This window comes from Paracoccus zhejiangensis (assembly GCF_002847445.1).
Lineage (GTDB): Bacteria > Pseudomonadota > Alphaproteobacteria > Rhodobacterales > Rhodobacteraceae > Paracoccus > Paracoccus zhejiangensis.
Genome location: NZ_CP025430.1, coordinates 2170988 through 2188838, shown reverse-complemented (window position 1 = coordinate 2188838; position 17851 = coordinate 2170988). Strand labels below are relative to the sequence as shown.

The window sequence follows — 17851 nt, the reverse complement described above, 5'->3', positions numbered from 1 at the left end:
GTGGCTCAGGACCGTTTAGGGGGCCGGGGCGGCAGGGGCAAGCGGGCCTAAAGGCGCAGCTCGTCCCTCGACAGCGCCCCGGCCAGCAGATCGACGGCCTGCGCCAGCTTTTCGTCGATGATGTGCAGATACTGGGTCCAGTCGGTCAGGGTTTGCAGCTCTTCCTTGCCATCCGAAATGCCCCTGAGCCCGATCAGCGGAATGTCAAAGCGCATGGCGGCGCGCAGATGGGCGAAGGTTTCCATGTCCACCATGTCCTCGGCAATGCCGTCATAGCCCGCGCCGCTGACGATATTCGCGCCGGTCGAGAGGCTGGCCTCGGGGATGCCGGGGATGCGATGGGGCAGCGCCACCTGTCGCGGCAGATCCAACAGCGGTGTGCGACCCTTGTCGAAGCCGAGGGGCGAGGCATCCATGTCACGATAGGCCAGATGGGTGGCCTGATAGACATCGGCCTGCGCCAGATGGCGCGAGCCGGCCGAGCCGAGCGAGACGATCAGCGCCGGTTTCTCGGCCATCGCCGTCAGGGTCGAGGCCAGCACCACCGCCGCCTCGACCGGGCCGATGCCGGTCATCAGGGGGGTGATCCGCTGGCGCAAGTGCGGGCCGTATTCGGGTTCCGCCGCCATGACGAACAGTACCCGCTGTCCAGCGATGCTGTCACAACTGGTCAAGTCCATTTCTGCCATCCGTCCTCGAACTCCACCCGCTCGCATTGCGCGAAGCCGGCCAGTCGCTGCAATTGCGCCTCGATCTTCGCCAGCCGCCCCTTGGCCGGGCGGATACCCGGTTCCAGCCAGAGGCCCGCGACCGTCAGCGCGCCCTCGGCCCGCCGCGCGCGGGCATCGACGCGGCCGATCAGGCGGTCATCCTCCATGATTGGAAAGACGTAATAGCCGAACTGGCGCTTGGCCTCGGGGACGAAGACTTCAATGCGATAGCAATAACCGAACAAGCGTTCGGTCCGCTTGCGGTCGCGCAGCGCCGGGTCGAAGGGCGAGAGGATGCGCAACCCGCGCACCTCGGGGGCGGCGTCGGTATCCAGATCGGCACGGGCCAGCGCGCGGCGATGGCTGCCATCGGCGGATTCAATGCGCACCGGCACCACCTCGCCCCGGTGCAGCGCGGCATCGGCCCATCGCGCGGCCTCCTCGGGTCGGATGCGGCCCCAGAAGGCCGCCAGTTCCCCGGTGGTCGCAAAGCCGAGCCGGTCCAGCGCGGCTTGCATCGCCCAGTCTATCGCGTCGTCATCGCTCATCTCGGGGCCGGGCGGATGCACCCGCTCGGCCAGGTCATAGAGTTTCGCGAAGCCCTCGCGCCGGGTGACGGCGATACGCCCGCTTTGCCACAGGAATTCCAGCGCCGCCTTGGAGGGATGCCATTCCCACCAGCCGCCCTTGCTGCGGGCCTCGTCCTGCCCGACATCGCCGGTGCCAGCGGGGCCGTTCTCGCGGATATGGGCGATCACCTCGTCCAGCCGGTCGACAAAGCCATCCCCTTGCCACTTGCGATAGCGCGCGAGAATGCCCGGCGCGTCGCGCCGCATCCGCCAGCGCCAATGCGGCAGGAAGGCCGAGGGGATGACGGCGGCGTCATGGGTCCAATGCTCGAACAGGGTCCGGTCGCGGTCCACCATGCGCCGCAGCAGCTCGGGCCGATAGGCGCGGCGGCGCGACCACAGGATCATGTCATGGGCGCGGGCGACGGTGTTGATGCTGTCGACCTGCACGAAGCCCAAACGCTCGATCAGCGCCAAGAGATCGGCGCGCGTCGCCGTGCCGGTCGCCGGCTCGCAAAGGGCATGGCGATCCAGAAAGATGCGCCGCGCGGTCGGGTTGTCGATCAGCCGCATCAACCTGTCCGTTCATGGTGCGGGCCGCGGGACTCGAACCCGCACGGGCTTGCGCCCCAGGGATTTTAAGTCCCATGCGTCTACCATTCCGCCACGCCCGCGGATGGCTTTGGCTATCCGCTGGCGGGGGTGGTGGCAAGGGGCGAGCGGGCGCCCTTGCCGGTCAGTAGCTGCGGGTCGGGCGGTCGAAGACCTTGCGGCCCATCAGGCTGCCGACCAGATCGACCATCAGCTTGGCGGTGCGACCGCGATCGTCGAGGAACGGGTTCAGCTCGACCAGATCCAGCGAGGTGACAAGGCCGGATTCGTGCAGAAGCTCCATCACCAGATGCGCCTCGCGGAAGGTGGTGCCACCGGGAACGGTGGTGCCGACGGCGGGCGCGATCGAGGGATCGAGGAAATCCACGTCGAGGCTGACATGTAGCAGTCCGTTCGCCTCGCGTACCCGGTTCAGGAAGGCGCGCAGCGGCGCGACGATGCCCTGCTCGTCCAGCACCCGCATGTCATTCACCGCGATCTCGGTTTCCTGCATCGCGGCATGCTCGGCTGGATCGACGCTGCGGATGCCGAACATGCAGATATTCTCGCCGGGGATCGGGGCGGGGAAGGGCGGGAAGGGATCGAAGCCCGGACGACCGGCGGCATAGGCCATCGGCGTGCCGTGCAGGTTGCCCGAAGTCGTGGTCTCGACGGTGTGGAAATCGCTATGCGCGTCCAGCCAGATGACGAATTGCGGGCGACCGAGCTTAGCGGCGTGCTGGGCCACGCCAGCCACCGTGCCGAGCGCCAGCGAGTGATCGCCGCCCATGATGATCGGCATGCCGTCGGGCAGCGCATTGGCCATGGCGCTGCGCAGCGCCTCGGTCCAGGCCAGCATTTCGGGCAGGTGATGGACGGCGGGGTTGGCGCAGGTCTCGTTGCCGGGCGCGCGCGGGGTCACGTCGCCGCGATCCTCGACCGTGTGGCCAAGGTCGCCAAGCGTGCGCGACAGGCCCGCCACGCGATAGGCGGCGGGGCCCATCAGGCAGCCGAGGCGGCGCTGACCTTCGTCGACGGGGGCGCCGATCAGGATGCAATGGGTCATGGTAGGCCTCCTACTTGCGCACGCCCTTGAAGCGGTCTTCCCACTCGGCGCGCTGGTCGTCGGTGATCTTGGCGAAAAGATTGTCGGGCGTGGTGAAAACATGGCCGGGCTGAAGCGCCATCATGGCCTGTTCCACATCATCGGGCCAGCCCGCATCCGCAGTCCCCATTGCCTCGGCCATGGCCTTGGCGGTGAAGGGGATGAAGGGGGCAGAGAGCACGGCATAGAGACGGATCAGGTTCAGACCCAGACGCACCTGCATGGCGGCCTTTTCCGGGGCGGTCTTGAAGCTGGACCAGGGCGCGGCGCTTTGCAGGTATTCATTGCCCAGAACCCAGATGGCGCGCAATTCGGCGGCGGATTTGCGCACTTCCATGTCCGCCATGAAGCCTTCATAGGCACGTATGCGGGTGGTCAGCGCCTCGATCAGCGCGCGTTCCTCGGCACCGTATGCGCCGCCCTCGGGGACGGTCTCGCCGAACTTGCTGCGGCAGAACTTGGTGATGCGGCTGACGAAATTCCCCAGCACATCGGCGAGGTCCTTGTTCACCGATTGCTGGAAATTCTCCCAGGTGAACTCGCTGTCGCCGGATTCCGGCGCATGGCTCAACAGCCACCAGCGCCAGTAATCGGCGGGCAGGATCTCCAGCGCGTGATCCATGAAAACGCCACGGCCTTGGCTGGTCGAGAATTGCCCGCCGGCATAGGTCAGGTAGTTGAAGGACTTGATGTAATCGACCATGCGCCACGGCTCGTCCGAGCCGATCAGCGTGGCCGGGAAGCTGAGCGTGTGGAAGGGCACGTTATCCTTGCCCATGAACTGGGTATAGGTGACATCCTCGGCGCCTTCATCCTTGCGCCACCAGCGGCGCCAGTCGGCGTCGGTCTTGCCATTGGCATCGGCCCATTCGGCGGTCGCGGCGATATATTCGATGGGCGCGTCGAACCAGACATAGAAGACCTTGCCCTCCATCCCCGGCCAGTCCCTGTCGCCGCGCTTGACCGGCACGCCCCATTGCACGTCGCGGGTGATGCCGCGATCCTGCAAGCCGTCGCCGTCGTTCAGCCATTTGCGGGCGATCGAGGTGGTCAGGATCGGCCAGTCGGTCTTGCTATCGATCCAGGCTGCGATCTCGTCTTTCAGTGCTGACTGGCGCAGGTAAAGATGCTTGGTCTCGCGCACCTCCAGATTGGTGCTGCCCGAGATGGCGCTGCGCGGGTCGATCAGGTCGGTCGGGTCCAGAAGCTTGGTGCAATTCTCGCACTGGTCGCCGCGCGCCTTGTCATAGCCGCAATTCGGGCAGGTGCCCTCGATATAGCGGTCGGGCAGGAAGCGGGCGTCGTCGATGGAATAGACCTGCTTTTCCGAGACCTCGCTGATATACCCGTTATCCGCCAGCTTGCCGGCGAAATGCTGGGTCAGGGCGCGATTGCGGTCGCTGGACGAGCGGCCGTAATGATCGAAGCTGAGGCCAAAGCCGCGCGCCAGCGCCGCCTGTTCGCCATGCATCCGGGCGCAATAATCGGCCACTGCCTCGCCGGTCTTGGCCGCCGCCAGTTCGGCGGGCGTGCCATGTTCGTCGGTGGCGCATATGAACATCACCTCATGGCCGCGACCCCTGAGATAGCGCGCATAGAGGTCGGCGGGCAGCTGGCTGCCGACGAGATTGCCCAGATGCTTGATGCCATTGATATAGGGCAGGGCAGAGGTGATGAGGTGGCGGGCCATGCGCGTGCGTCCTTGGGTCGATCGGCGCCGTATGTAGCCGCGATGGACCGCGAATGAAAGAGAGCGGGCGGGGCGACAGCGGCGAGCGCCGGGCTAGCACTGTTTGGTGCGATCGAGAGGGGCGACAGCAGTTCTCTGGCGGCGGCGCTGCGGCTGCTGCGACAGATCGCCACGCCGGCCCGTTTCAATGCTGCAAGATCGGCATTGTTCTCCGGTTTGTTAATGAGCCGCTGGTGCCAGCCACCGCATGGCCCGATCGACAAGGGCGGCGACGAGAACAGGAATGAACCCGCAAATTCATTCGCTTTTTGCCCGGCGATCATCGCTGCGGCCGAGGTCAATTCACCGCTTTAAACAGGAAATCTGCAAGCGAATTAACCGTTTAACCAGTTAACCCGGCGGCCGCTGGCTTGGTCGCGGGGGTTGGTGTTCAGGATGGCACATTCAATCGAGGATCCAATCTCTGGGAGAGACCTTTCGTGCCGACCTATACCGTCAACCAGTTCTATCTTGGCCAATTCGCGGACATGGACACTGTCGAGTCGACCAGCCTGTTGAACATCAACACGACGATCGAGAACCTTGCCGTCGCCAATCAAGGTGCCGGCACCAATTGGGCCGTCGGCTCGGTCTTCGGCGGTGACGAGCTGCAGTTGACAACGATCACCCAGAACGACGTTGTTCGGGATCGCGAGGCGGGCCGTCTTGAAGAAGATGACCGTGCCAACCTCAAGAGCCCGATCTTCCAGCGCGATGCTGACAGCTACAGCTATGACATCGGCAACGGGCCGGTGACCTCGGCCATCGATTCGGTCTCGACCTGGGAGGTCGAGGTCCTGCTGGGCGACGGCACGGCGGTGACCAGGACGCTGGAGATCGTCCAGCTGCAGAACGGCGCGATCTTCACCAATGCCGACACCGCATTCGACGGTCTGCACATGCAGTCGTTCAAGATCGTCAAGTTCATCACGAGCGATTACTACGGAACGACGCACAGCCGGACGATCGATGCCGTCGATATCGTCTGCTTCGCGGCGGGCACGCAGATTCTGACCGAGCGCGGCGAGGTTGCCATCGAGGACATCACCATTGGTGACATGGTGCAGACGCTGGATCACGGGCTCCAGCAGGTGCGCTGGATCGGTTGCAAGCGGCTGGACAGCATCGATCTGGCCGCCAATCCCAAGCTGAAGCCGATCCGCATCGCCGCCGGCTGCCTGGGCGGCGCCCTGCCGTATCGTGACCTGCTGGTCTCGCCGCAGCACCGCATCCTGGTCCGGTCGAAGATCGCGCAGCGCATGTTCGGCACGCAGGAGGTTCTGGGCGCGGCCAAGCAGTTCCTGCGGCTCGAGGGCTTTGACATCGTACAGGATGCTGAGGAAGTGACCTATCATCACATGCTCTTTGACCAGCATGAGATCATCTTCGCCGAGGGCGCGCCGAGCGAAAGCCTGTTCACCGGCCCGGTCGCGCTGGATAGCGTCGCTGCCGAGGCGCGCGACGAGATCCTGGCGATCATGCCCGGGATCGCCGAGGCCGGCCGCGAGATCGAAGGTGCCCGGATGCTGCTCAGCGGACGGCCGGCGCGCAAGCTGGCAAGCCGCCACCTGCAGAACCGGAAACTGCTGCTGGCTGACGCCTGATCGCAGGGACTGAACCGCCCGGCTGGCCGGCCCCGTCTCAGGCGGTGGCTTGCCAGCCGGCACGCGACGGGGCAGGTTGCCGCCATGATCCCCGAATCCGATGTCACCTTCGCTGGCAGCTTCCTCGACCGCGCCGACCGGCTGCGCAGCGATGCCGCTTGGCAGGACCAGCAGCTCGCCGATCCCGCCAGCCGCGTCTCGCCCTTCTGGCGTGGCAAACCGCTGTTCGACCTGACGCCCGAAGGCCCGCGCCTCGCCTGGCTGTCGGCCACCGATCCACTGATCGTGGACGGCCCCGAGCCGGTCGTGTTCATGGGCCTCGACGAGACCGGCACGGCGCATTTCGCCGCCGATGTCTCCTATATCGCCCCGCCCGACGTGGCTCCGGCCGAATTCGTCGATCGCCGCACGCTGGACCTGTCCGAGACGCGCAAGTTCATCGACCTGCGCGCGATCATGGGCGATATCGACCATCGCGATGCCGGCATCGCGGCGGCGGCCAAGGGCATTTTCGAATGGCGGCTGACCCATGGCTTTTGCGCCAATTGTGGCACGCGGAACGTGGTCAGCCATGCCGGCTGGCGCTTTGATTGCCCCGGCTGCGGGCGGCAGCATTTCCCGCGCACCGATCCGGTGGTCATCATGCTGATCCTCGATGGCGACCGGGTGCTCTTGGGCCGGCAATCGAACTGGGACCCGCGCATGTATTCGCTGCTCGCGGGCTTCATGGAGCCGGGCGAGACGGTCGAGGAGGCGGTGCGCCGCGAGGTGATGGAAGAGGCGGGGATCACCGTGGGCGAGGTGCGCTATGTCACCTCGCAGCCCTGGCCCTTCCCGGCCTCGCTGATGATCGGTTGCGCCGGGCGGGCCGAGACCACCCGGATCGCCATGGACCCGAACGAGCTGGAAGATGCGCTCTGGGCCAGCAAGGCCGAGATCGCCCTGGCGCTGGAAGGGCGGCACGAGAAGATCGCCCCGGCACGCAAGGGGGCCGTGGCGCAGGTGATCCTGCGGGCTTGGGTGAACGGGCAAGTGAGGGGCTTCGACTGAGGCTCAGGCGTAGCGCGGCCCGAAGAGGATGATGCCCGCAGCAAAGACGCCGCTCTCAACGAAAAAGGCCGCCCGAAGGCGGCCCTGTCTCGTTTGCCGAACCCTCAGCGCCGGCGGTCGCGGCGCGAGGACATCGGCTGGAAGGCCACGCCGACATGGGCCTCGCAATAGGGTTTGCCGGGCTGGCTGGGCAGACCACAGAACCAGAACTTCTCGGTCGCCGGGTCGCCGATCGGCCATTTGCAGGTGCGCTCGGTCAGTTCCATCAGGCTCAGCTTTCGCGCCTTCTTCTCGACCTCGCGGACCGAGGCCAGCGCCTCGGGGCTGATCTCGTTGGCCGAGGGCTGCGGCGGCAGCGGCTGGCCGGCGGGCACGATCATCCGGCGGTTGGCCGGGTTGAAGGCCGGCTGGGTCGAGGGCTCGGCCTCGTCGTCTTCTTCCGGCGCGGCGGCTTCGGGTTCCTCGAGCTTCTCGGGCTTGGCGTCGACCTTGACCTCGGGCTTCTTGGCAGGCTTCTTCGCCGGCTCGGGCGCAGGGGCCTCGGCCACGGGCGCGGCAGGTTTGCCGGCCTCGGGCTCGTCATTGCGGTTCGACAGGCCAAGGCGATGCACCTTGCCGATCACCGCGTTGCGGGTGACGCCGCCCAGTTCCTTCGCGATGGCGCTGGCCGACTGGCCCTCGCTCCACATGCGCTTCAGCGTCTCGACGCGCTCATCCGTCCAGGACATGATTGCCTTTCCGGCAGGGCGTATCCCCGCCACATCTTGAAACCCGTGATTGACCCCGCCAGAAACGGGATGCCGAGAGATATCCCCGCAAAGCGGGAAATTCAAGGACGGGAAATGGCCGATCACATGACAAACGCCGCGAAAACACTGGGCGTGCGCCGCTTTGGCCGGGTCAACTGGCTGGGGATGCGAACCTTGGCCCGGCGCGAGATCATGCGCTTCATGGCGGTCTGGCAGCAGACGGTCTTTGCGCCGCTGATGACCGCGGGCCTCTTCGTCACGGTCTTTGCCCTCGCCATGGGGCGCGAGGGGCAGGTGGTGATGGGGGTGCCTTATCTCGCCTTCATCGGGCCGGGCATCCTGATGATGACGGTGATCCAGAACGCCTTCGCCAATACCTCCTCGTCGATCATCTCGGCCAAGATGCAGGGAAATATTGTCGACACGCTGATGCCGCCGCTGTCGGCGGGCGAGTTGCTGACGGGCTATCTGGCAGGCGCCGTGGCGCGGGCCGGGCTGGTTGCGGTGGTCATCGCCACCGGCATGGCGCTGGTCATCGGGCAGGGCGTGGCGCATCCGCTCTGGGCGATCACCTTCATCCTTCTGGGCGCGCTGCTGATGGGGGGGCTTGGCATCCTTGCCGCGATCATGGCGCAGAAGTTCGACCAGATGGCGGCGATCAACAATTTTGTCGTGACGCCGCTCAGCTTTCTCTCGGGTACCTTCTACTCGGTCGAGCAACTGCCCGAGCCGTTCCGCACGCTGTCGCACTGGAACCCGATCTTCTACCTGATCGACGGCGCGCGCTATGGCTTTGCCGGGGTCAGCGATGCGCCGCCAATGCTGGGGCTGATGGTCTGCGTGCCGGTCGTGGCCCTGGTTCTCTTCACCGGCTGGCGCTGGCTGAAAACCGGATACCGGATGAAACCGTGATTGCGCGAGCGCGGATTAGCCGCTATGGCGGATGCCATGATCAGCCGGACCGCCAGCTTCGCCCGTCCCCGACGTTGATTTTCAACGTCCGATCCCGTCTGCCATTCACATCCCTGTACTGCTGAAGGAATCTGCCATGATTTCGCATGTCCTGCCGACCTATAACCGTGCACCCGTCGCCTTCGAGCGCGGCGAGGGCAGCTGGGCCATTGCCACGGACGGGACGCGATATCTGGACCTTGGCGCGGGCATCGCGGTCAATGTGCTGGGCCATGCCAATCCCGATCTGGTTGCCACGCTGACCGGGCAGGCTGGGCGGATCTGGCATGTCTCGAACCTCTACCGCATCCCCGAGCAGGAGCGGCTGGCGGATCTGCTGGTCGAGAATACCTTTGCCGATACCGTCTTCTTCACCAATTCCGGCACCGAGGCCGCCGAGCTGGCGATCAAGATGGCGCGGAAATACTGGGACAGCGAGGGCGATCCCGAGCGCGTCGAGATCCTGACCTTCGACGGCGCCTTTCACGGCCGCTCGACCGGCGCAATTGCCGCAGCCGGCTCCGAGAAGATGGTCAAGGGCTTCGGCCCGCTGATGCCGGGCTTCCGGCAATTGCCCTTCGGCGACATGGCAGCGCTGCACGCGGCGATCAGCGACACGACCTGCGCGGTGATGATCGAACCGATCCAGGGCGAGGGCGGCATCCGCACGCTGGCCGATGACGACCTGCGCGAGATCCGTGCGCTTTGCGACAAGACCGGCACGCTGCTGATCCTCGACGAGGTGCAATCGGGCATGGGCCGCACCGGGCGTCTGTTTGCCCATGAATTCGCCGGCGTTGCCCCCGATATCATGATGGTCGCCAAGGGTATCGGCGGAGGCTTCCCCCTCGGTGCGGTGCTGGCAACCGAGAAGGCGGCGGCGGGCATGGTGGCGGGCACGCATGGCTCGACCTATGGCGGCAACCCCTTGGGTTGCGCGGTCGGTTCGAAGGTCATGGAGATCGTGGCCGATCCGGCCTTCCTCGCCGAGGTCGGACGCAAGGCGGGCCTCTTCCGGCAGAAGCTCGAGGGTCTGGTCGCCGCCCATCCGAACCTGTTCGAGGCGGTGCGCGGGCAGGGGCTGATGCTGGGGCTGAAATGCAAGATCGCGCCGGGCGATCTGGTCAAGGCCGGCTATGATCAGCAGATCCTGACCGTCGCCGCCGCCGACAATACGCTGAGGCTCTTGCCGCCGCTGAACATCTCGGATGAAGATATTTCCGAGGCGGTGGTGCGGCTGGACAGGGCCGCCAGTGCCGTCGAACAGGGATAGGGACCATGCACGACCACGCCGATCATCAGCACGGGCACAGCCACGACCATGGCAGCGAGCTGGACGAGATGACGGCGCGGGTGCGCGCGCTGGAGACGATCCTGACCCGGAAGGGCCTGATCGATCCGGCGGCGGTCGACCGGATCATCGACACCTATCAGAACAGGGTCGGCCGCCGGAACGGCGCCGCCGTCGTCGCCCGCGCCTGGACCGATCCGGCATACGCCGAGCGGCTGCGCGCGGATACAACCGCCGCCATTTCCGAGCTGGGCTTCACCGGCCGCCAGGGTGAGCATATGCGGGCGCTGTTCAATGCGCCCGGCACGCATCACATGGTCGTCTGCACGCTCTGCTCCTGCTATCCGTGGTCGGTCCTCGGACTGCCGCCGGTCTGGTACAAATCCCCTGCCTATCGGTCCCGCGCGGTGCGCGAGCCGCGGGCGGTTCTGGCCGAGTTCGGGGTGACCCTGCCGCCCGAGACACAGGTGCAGGTCTGGGATTCCACCGCCGAGCTGCGTTATCTGGTGATCCCCCAGCGCCCCGAGGGCACCGAGGGCTGGGCGGCCGAACGGCTGGCGACGCTGGTCACGCGCGATTCGATGATCGGCACCGGGCTTGCCCTGACACCCGGGGCGGCGTCGTGAACGGCCCGCATGATCTGGGCGGAATGATGGGGCATGGCGCGATCGCGCCGGAAGCCGATGAACCGCTGTTTCATGCAGGCTGGGAGGCCCGCGCCCTCGGCGTGACGCTGGCCTGCGGCGCCTTGGGTCACTGGAACATCGACGAAAGCCGCCATGCCCGCGAAAGCCTGCCCTGGCCGATCTATCTCGACACCTCCTATTACGAGATCTGGACCCGCGCGCTGGAGACCCTGCTGACCCGACACGGTCTGGTCAGCGCGGATGAGCTGGCGACAGGCGAGGCCGAGCCCGCACCCGTCCACCCCCGCCGCCTTGCCGCTTCTGCGGTCGATGCCGTGCTGGCGCGCGGTGGCCCGACCGATCGCCCGGTAACCGCCGCGCCGCGCTTTGCCATTGGCGATCTTGTGCGGACGCGGAACCTGCAACCCAAGGGCCATACCCGCCTGCCGGGCTATGTCCGGGGGCATGTGGGCACGATCATCGCCGCGCATGGTGGCTTCATCCTGCCCGACGCCAACGCCCATGGCCGGGGCGAGGCGCCAGAACATCTCTATACCGTCCGCTTCGAGGGGGCCGATCTCTGGGGCGACGAGGCCGAACCCGGCAGCGAGGTGATGATCGATGCCTGGGAGAGCTATCTTGAGCGCGCCTGACCAGCCCTTTGACGAGCCCTGGCAGGCGCAGGCCTTTGCGCTGACCGTGGCGCTGAACGAGGCCGGCTGGCTCGACTGGCCGGACTGGGCCGTGGCCTTCGGGCAGGCGCGGGCTGGCGAGGGGGATTATTACGCCGACTGGCTCGACACGCTTCAACGCCTGCTGGCCGAGCGCGGTGTCGCCGATGCCGACACCATCGCCGCGCTGGCCGCGTCCTGGCAGCGCGCCGCCCGCGCCACCCCGCATGGCCAGCCCATCGAGTTGGACAATGACCCGCATCGGGACACCCGTCTGCGATGAGGCTTTCAGCTTGGTGAAAATATCCCGGGGAGTCGCGCCGCAGGCGTGACGGGGCAGCGCCCCCTTGACCCCGCAGCCCAAGATCGGCTTGCTGGCCGAAACGACGAAAGCCTATGTGATGAAGAACTTCCTCGATATCCACAAGACCGACGCGACCGAACTCAGAACGATCATCGACAATGCCCGCGCGATGAAACTCGCGCGCAATGGCCGGCCCAAGGGGACGCCCGACGATGACCAGCCGCTGGCCGGGCGCATGGTCGCGCTGATCTTCGAGAAACCCTCGACCCGCACCCGTGTCAGCTTCGACGTGGGCGTGCGGCAGTTGGGCGGGCAGACCATGGTGCTGTCGGGCTCGGAAATGCAGCTGGGTCATGGCGAGACCATTGCCGACACGGCGCGGGTGCTGTCGCGCTATGTCGACCTGATCATGATCCGCACCTTCGAGGAACAGACGCTCCTCGACATGGCCGAACATGCCACGGTGCCGGTCATCAACGGGCTGACCAACCGCACCCATCCCTGCCAGATCATGGCCGATGTGATGACCTTCGAGGAACATCGCGGGCCGATCACCGACAAGAAGGTGGTCTGGTCGGGCGATGGCAACAATGTCTTTGCCAGCTTCGCCCATGCCGCCGGGCAATTCGGTTTTGACCTGACCTTCACCGGCCCCGAGACGCTGGACCCGGAAAAGACATGGCTCGACTATGCCGCCGGCAAGGGCCGCCCGATCACGATCGAGCGCGATCCGGCCAAGGCGGTCGAGGGGGCCGATCTGGTGGTTACCGATACCTGGGTCAGCATGCACGACCCGCAATCGGCGCGCGAGCGGCGGCACAACCAGCTGCGCGGCTACCAGGTGAACGAGGCGCTGATGGCGCTGGCCAAGCCCGATGCGCTGTTCATGCATTGCCTGCCGGCCCATCGCGATGACGAGGCGACCAGCGCGGTGATGGACGGCCCGCATTCGGTGATCTTCGACGAGGCCGAGAACCGTCTGCACGCGCAAAAGGCGATCATGCGCTATTGCCTCGGCCTGTGAGGGGCGGTTTCGCCCCTTACCTCGCCGAGTGGCAGCTGACGCCGGACGGAGAGCCGATCCGCACGCTCAATGCCGAGTTGCTGCCGGTGCAGCGGGACGGCCGGCCCTTTATGTTGAAACTGCTGCATGCCCCCGAGGAGCGGCGGGGCGCGCTGCTGCTTGACTGGTGGGCGGGCGAGGGCGCCGCGTGCGTGATCGAGCACCGCGAGGAGGCACTGCTGATGGAGCGGGCGACCGGCTCGGCCTCGCTGTCCGACATGGCGCGGGAGGGGCGGGACGATGAGGCGACGCATATCCTCTGCGCCACGGCCGCGCGGCTGCACGCGCCGCGATCCCGCCCGCTGCCGGTGATGAAACCGCTGGCCGAACAGTTTCGCGAGCTTTGGCCGATGGCGGTCGAGCGTGGCGGTATCCTTGCCCGTTCGGCCGAAGCCGCCGCCGCCCTGCTGGCCGATCCGCAGCAGGTGGTGCCGCTGCATGGCGATCTGCACCATGACAACGTGCTGGATTTCGGGCCGCGCGGCTGGCTGGCGATCGATCCGCAGGGGCTGATTGGCGAGCGTGGGTTCGACTATGCCAATATCTTCACCAATCCCGACCTTTCGGACCCGAGCCGCCCTGTCGCCACCGTTCCGGGCGTGTTCGAGCGGCGGCTTGATGTCGTGGTCTCCGCGTCAGGTCTGGACCGCACCCGCCTGCTGCACTGGATCCTTGCGTGGTGTGGGCTGTCGGCCAGCTGGTTTCTGGAAGACGAAGACCCGCTGACCGAGATCGATCTGGCCATTGCCGAGAAGGCGGCGGCGCTGATCGGCTGAAAAGCCAGATGTCACAAAGGCTTCACCGGCCTGTCGTCCACCTGTCACCCCGCTGGCCTAACTCCGCTGCAACCGCGCCATCTTCGGCGCGTGACGCACAGGAGCAGCCGATGAACGACGAGTCGTCCCGCCACGTTTTCCGCACCAGCCAGCTTGAGAATGCTGAAGGTCCGGGCCTGAACCCCACCAACAACCGGACCATGGGCGAGATCATCGCCGCGCGCTTCTCGCGCCGTGGTTTCCTGCGCGGCTCGCTGGCGACCGTGGCGATCAGTGCCACGGTCAGCCCGTTGGCGCTGCTGGCCGCCGATGGCGCCCATGCCGCGACCGGCGCCTCGGCCTTCGATTTCCCCGAGGTGACGGCGGGCATCGATCCCGATCATCACGTGGCCGAGGGCTACGACGCCGATGTGCTGCTGCGTTGGGGCGACAAGGTCTTTGCTGACGCGCCGGAGTTCGATCCGACCGCCCAGAGCGAGGCGACGCAGGAACGCCAGTTCGGCTATAACAACGATTTCGTCGGCGTCATCCCGCTGGACGGTGCTGCCGATCACGGGCTTTTGGTGGTGAACCACGAATATACCGACCCGCACCTGATGTTCCCCGGCATCGTCACCATCGTCGATGGCGAGGTGCAGATTGCCGAGGCGACCGAGGAGCGGGTGAATATCGAGATGGCCGCGCATGGCGGCACCGTCATCGAGATCCGCAAGGTCGATGGCAAATGGCAGCCGGTGCTGGACGGCGAGCTGAACCGCCGCATCACCGCCAAGACCGAAATGGCGATCAGCGGCCCCGCCGCCGGTCACCCGCGCTTGCAGACCGTCGCCGATACCAGCGGCCGCAAGGTCTTCGGCACGATCAACAATTGCGCCGGCGGGGTGACGCCCTGGGGCACCTACATCATGGCCGAGGAAAACATCCACGGCTATTTCATCGGCGAGCTGCCCGAGGGTCATCCCGAGGCCGCGAATTACGACCGCATGGGCATCCCCGAGAGCGCCTATGACTGGGGCAAGTATCACGACCGCTTCGATGTCTCGAAAGACCCGAACGAGCCGAACCGCTTTGGCTGGGTGGTCGAGGTCGATGTGATGGACCCGAATTCGGTGCCGAAAAAGCGCACCGCCCTTGGTCGCTTCAAGCATGAGGGGGCGGAAAGCGTGCTGAACAAGGACGGGCGCGTGGTCTTTTATCTCGGCGATGACGAGCGGTTCGATTATGTCTACAAGTTCGTGACCAAAGGGATCTACAACCCCGAGGACCGTGCGGCGAACCTTGATCTGCTGGATGACGGCACGCTCTACGTCGCCCGCTTCCATGACGATGGCCGGGTCGAGTGGCTGCCGCTGGTGCAGGGCGAAGGTCCGCTGACCGAGCCGAACGGCTTTGCCAGTCAGGCCGATGTGCTGATCGAAACCCGCCGCGCCGCCGATCTTCTGGAAGCCACGCCGATGGACCGGCCCGAGGATATCCAGCCGAACCCGGCGACGGGCCGCGCCTATGTCATGCTGACCAACAACACCAAGCGCGAAGAGGCCAATGCCGCCAATCCGCGCGTCGAGAATGCCTTTGGCCATATCATCGAGATCGCCGAGGAGGGCGGGGACTTCGCCGCAACGACCGGCACATGGGAAATCCTGCTGAAATGCGGCGATCCCGCCATTGCCGAGGTCGGCGCCACCTTCTCGACCGAGACCACGGTGAACGGCTGGTTCGGGATGCCCGACAATTGCGCCGTGGATGCCGAGGGGCGGCTCTGGGTTTCGACCGATGGCAACTCGCCCTCGAAGACCGGCCGCACCGATGGGCTCTGGGCGGTGGATACCCAAGGCGCGGCACGCGGCACCTCGCGGCTTTTCTACCGCGTGCCGGTGGGGGCCGAGATGTGCGGTCCTTGCGTGACCGATGACATGGAGACCTTCTTCGTCGCGGTCCAGCATCCGGGCGATGGCGGCGATGACTGGGAGGGCTTCGGTCGCCCGTCCTATTACGAGGACCTGTCGACCCGCTGGCCGGATTTCAACGAGGCGATGCCGGTTCGTCCCGCCGTGGTGGCGATCACCCGGCAGGGCGGCGGCAAGATCGGCATGGCCAAGGATCAGGCCTGAGCCGCAAGATGCGGTGTCCCCGGGGTTCCGGGGGCACTGCGTTCCCTTATGGCTCAGGCGACCAGCAGCTCATCGCGACCAAGGCTGTCCACATCGACCCCGTCCAGCACGATGGTCAGCCGGCCATGGGTGATGATGGTGTCTTCGCCGAACTGGCGGGCCGAGGCCAGCGCCGCCTCGGCCACGCCGTTCAGGAAGTACAGCAGATCGGCATCGCCCGCCGCAGCATTGAAATCCTCGACATGGACGGTGCCGCGGGTCGCCGCGTCAAAGACGAAGACATCATTGCCATGGCCGCCGTTCAACCGGTCGCCATGGCTGTCGGCGACCAGCCGGTCGGCATCGTCGCCACCATAGAGCCGGTCGGCGCCCGCGCCGCCCTTGATGTGGTCCGCGCCCGCGCCGCCATGCAGCAGATCGGTGCTGCCGGTGCCGGTGATCACGTTGGCCCCGCCCTGACCAAAGACCGCGCGCCCGGTCAGCGTATCCACGCCATTCGTGCCCTCCACTCCGGCTTGGAAGGCAAGGTCCTGCCGACCCCAGAGCAGCCACCAATGCGAATCCACCAGACCCTTCTCGGCAATTTCATAGGCGCGGATCGTCTCGAGCCCCAGGGGGCCGCCGGCGAATTCCACATCCTCGATATTGCTGGCTAGCGTCAGCCCGCTGGCCGAGGCAAAGGCGAGGCTGCCATCGGACAGCGCGAAGACGGTGTAATCCGAGGGGGTGCCGGTCAGGCGCAGCGTGTCATGACCCGCGCCGCCATCGACGACGTTCAGCCCCGAGGACACCCGGATCGTGTCGTCGCCGCCCAGACCCTCCAGCCAGTCATTGGCCGCGCTATCGGCCAGCCGGTCGCCAGCCTCGCTGCCGATGACGAAACCCGCAGAGCCGAAATGGTCCGAGGTCGGGGCGGCCTTGTCACGCACCCAGACATGCTCGCGCAGATCGGCACCCAGCCCCGACACGATGACGGTGCTGTCCTGATCCATCAGGTGATAGAAGCGCGAGGCCCCTGCGCGCTCGATCGCATCTCCGCTGGCGCCCTCGATATGCGCCAGCCAGGCAAGCGGGTTCAGCAGCGAATCCACCCCGAGCGTGATCTCCGCTGCGGCATAGGTATCGTCGAACAGCACGAAATTGTCGGTCGAGGTACTGAACTCGCGGTCGGGGTTCGACAGCGCGGGATCGGCCTGCGCAACCGCCTGCCAGAACGAGTGGGAATCGCCGGTGGCGCGATGGACCACGTCATTCTCGAAGCCGACATTCAGGATGCGATCGCTTTCATGGATGACCGGCGAGGCGAAGCCGTAATAGTCGGAGTCCGCAAAGAAGCCGTCGATCAGCGTATCGGCATGGCGCGACATGATATTGGTCATGCCGCCGCCAAGGCTGTAGCCGGTGATGGTCACGTCCTGCCCGTCAAGCCCGTTGGCCAGCGCCAGATCGCGCACGGCTTCCAGCACCGGAGCCATGCTGGGGACCAGCGCATCGGCGTTCATCTGCAGGTAATCCAACACATCCAGCATCGAATTGGTGCCTGAAAAGCAGACCGCGAGGCCGATGATCTGGCCGCTGGCATCGGTCTGGGCCAGAACCTTCAGTTGCGGCCCAGTCTCGGCCCATCCGGTCAGCGGGCTCATGAACTTGATGAATCCCTGCGAATCCACCAACGCCGGGTCAAGCCCCAGCTCGGTCGCGCTGACATTGCGCCAGCCGGCGGGCAGGGCAGTCTCGGAACCGCTGCTGCCTTCCGCGGTCGACGGCACCGAGGCCGAAACCGCCAGATTCTTGGCCAGCGCCAACCGTTCGACGGCCTCGGAATCCGAATAGTTCTTGTAGTCGTAAAGCCCCATGGGCGTCTCTCCTCCCTGATTATCGCTTTGCGCGATTCTTCTTTCGGGGGATCAAAGCAGTTTATTTTCAACCTATTGGGGTGACCTAAGGGCAG

16 protein-coding genes and 1 tRNA gene are annotated in these 17851 nt (G+C 66.0%); 10 read left to right on the top strand and 7 right to left on the bottom strand.

Annotation, left to right across the window (positions count from 1 at the left end; all coding sequences use genetic code 11):
- Window positions 1-47: 47 nt before the first annotated feature.
- From CX676_RS10610 to metG, 5 genes are all read right to left on the bottom strand, one after another.
- On the bottom strand, window positions 48-680 hold the full coding sequence (locus tag CX676_RS10610; protein WP_101752585.1) for a 5'-methylthioadenosine/S-adenosylhomocysteine nucleosidase: 633 nt from the start codon (window positions 678-680) through the stop codon (window positions 48-50).
- Window positions 671-1852, bottom strand: coding sequence for a winged helix-turn-helix domain-containing protein (locus tag CX676_RS10605; RefSeq protein WP_101752584.1), 1182 nt, complete (start codon window positions 1850-1852; stop codon window positions 671-673). The genes CX676_RS10610 and CX676_RS10605 overlap by 10 nt, the downstream gene beginning before the upstream one ends.
- A gap of 15 nt (window positions 1853-1867) precedes the next feature.
- Window positions 1868-1953, bottom strand: a tRNA-Leu gene (locus tag CX676_RS10600).
- Window positions 1954-2015: 62 nt separating this feature from the next.
- Window positions 2016-2936: an arginase gene (gene rocF, locus CX676_RS10595; RefSeq protein WP_101752583.1), complete on the bottom strand. Its 921-nt coding sequence runs from the start codon at window positions 2934-2936 to the stop codon at window positions 2016-2018.
- 10 nt (window positions 2937-2946) lie between these two features.
- Window positions 2947-4665 (bottom strand): methionine--tRNA ligase, encoded by a 1719-nt coding sequence (metG, locus tag CX676_RS10590; RefSeq protein WP_101752582.1) that lies wholly within the window; start codon window positions 4663-4665, stop codon window positions 2947-2949.
- A gap of 479 nt (window positions 4666-5144) precedes the next feature.
- Between metG and CX676_RS22955 the strand changes: the two genes are divergently transcribed.
- Both CX676_RS22955 and nudC read left to right on the top strand, forming a co-directional pair.
- Complete coding sequence (locus tag CX676_RS22955) at window positions 5145-6308, top strand: Hint domain-containing protein (protein WP_232816418.1); 1164 nt, start codon at window positions 5145-5147, stop codon at window positions 6306-6308.
- A gap of 84 nt (window positions 6309-6392) precedes the next feature.
- Window positions 6393-7358: an NAD(+) diphosphatase gene (gene nudC, locus CX676_RS10580; protein WP_101752581.1), complete on the top strand. Its 966-nt coding sequence runs from the start codon at window positions 6393-6395 to the stop codon at window positions 7356-7358.
- 104 nt (window positions 7359-7462) lie between these two features.
- Here the strand turns inward: nudC and CX676_RS10575 are convergent, their stop codons facing one another.
- On the bottom strand, window positions 7463-8086 hold the full coding sequence (locus tag CX676_RS10575) for a GcrA family cell cycle regulator (RefSeq protein ID WP_101752580.1): 624 nt from the start codon (window positions 8084-8086) through the stop codon (window positions 7463-7465).
- A 114-nt stretch (window positions 8087-8200) separates the two neighbouring features.
- Between CX676_RS10575 and CX676_RS10570 the strand changes: the two genes are divergently transcribed.
- The 8 genes from CX676_RS10570 (at window position 8201) to CX676_RS10535 (ending at window position 15900) form a co-directional block, all read left to right on the top strand.
- On the top strand, window positions 8201-9019 hold the full coding sequence (locus tag CX676_RS10570) for an ABC transporter permease (RefSeq protein WP_101752579.1): 819 nt from the start codon (window positions 8201-8203) through the stop codon (window positions 9017-9019).
- 136 nt (window positions 9020-9155) lie between these two features.
- Window positions 9156-10331: an aspartate aminotransferase family protein gene (locus tag CX676_RS10565; RefSeq protein ID WP_101752578.1), complete on the top strand. Its 1176-nt coding sequence runs from the start codon at window positions 9156-9158 to the stop codon at window positions 10329-10331.
- A gap of 5 nt (window positions 10332-10336) precedes the next feature.
- Window positions 10337-10975, top strand: coding sequence for a nitrile hydratase subunit alpha (gene nthA, locus CX676_RS10560; RefSeq protein ID WP_101752577.1), 639 nt, complete (start codon window positions 10337-10339; stop codon window positions 10973-10975).
- On the top strand, window positions 10972-11628 hold the full coding sequence (gene nthB / locus CX676_RS10555; protein ID WP_101752576.1) for a nitrile hydratase subunit beta: 657 nt from the start codon (window positions 10972-10974) through the stop codon (window positions 11626-11628). Before nthA ends, nthB begins: the two co-directional genes overlap by 4 nt.
- Window positions 11615-11929, top strand: a complete 315-nt coding sequence (locus CX676_RS10550) for a nitrile hydratase accessory protein (RefSeq protein WP_232816417.1) — start codon at window positions 11615-11617, stop codon at window positions 11927-11929. The genes nthB and CX676_RS10550 overlap by 14 nt, the downstream gene beginning before the upstream one ends.
- Window positions 11930-12047: 118 nt before the next feature.
- On the top strand, window positions 12048-12974 hold the full coding sequence (gene argF / locus CX676_RS10545; protein ID WP_101754264.1) for an ornithine carbamoyltransferase: 927 nt from the start codon (window positions 12048-12050) through the stop codon (window positions 12972-12974).
- A complete protein-coding gene (locus tag CX676_RS10540) occupies window positions 12971-13789 on the top strand; it encodes an aminoglycoside phosphotransferase family protein (protein ID WP_101752574.1) in 819 nt (272 codons plus the stop codon). Before argF ends, CX676_RS10540 begins: the two co-directional genes overlap by 4 nt.
- A 110-nt stretch (window positions 13790-13899) precedes the next feature.
- Window positions 13900-15900 (top strand): PhoX family protein, encoded by a 2001-nt coding sequence (locus CX676_RS10535; RefSeq protein WP_101752573.1) that lies wholly within the window; start codon window positions 13900-13902, stop codon window positions 15898-15900.
- Window positions 15901-15953: 53 nt separating this feature from the next.
- Here the strand turns inward: CX676_RS10535 and CX676_RS10530 are convergent, their stop codons facing one another.
- Window positions 15954-17756 (bottom strand): hypothetical protein, encoded by a 1803-nt coding sequence (locus tag CX676_RS10530; protein WP_101752572.1) that lies wholly within the window; start codon window positions 17754-17756, stop codon window positions 15954-15956.
- Between the last annotated feature and the right edge of the window lie 95 nt (window positions 17757-17851).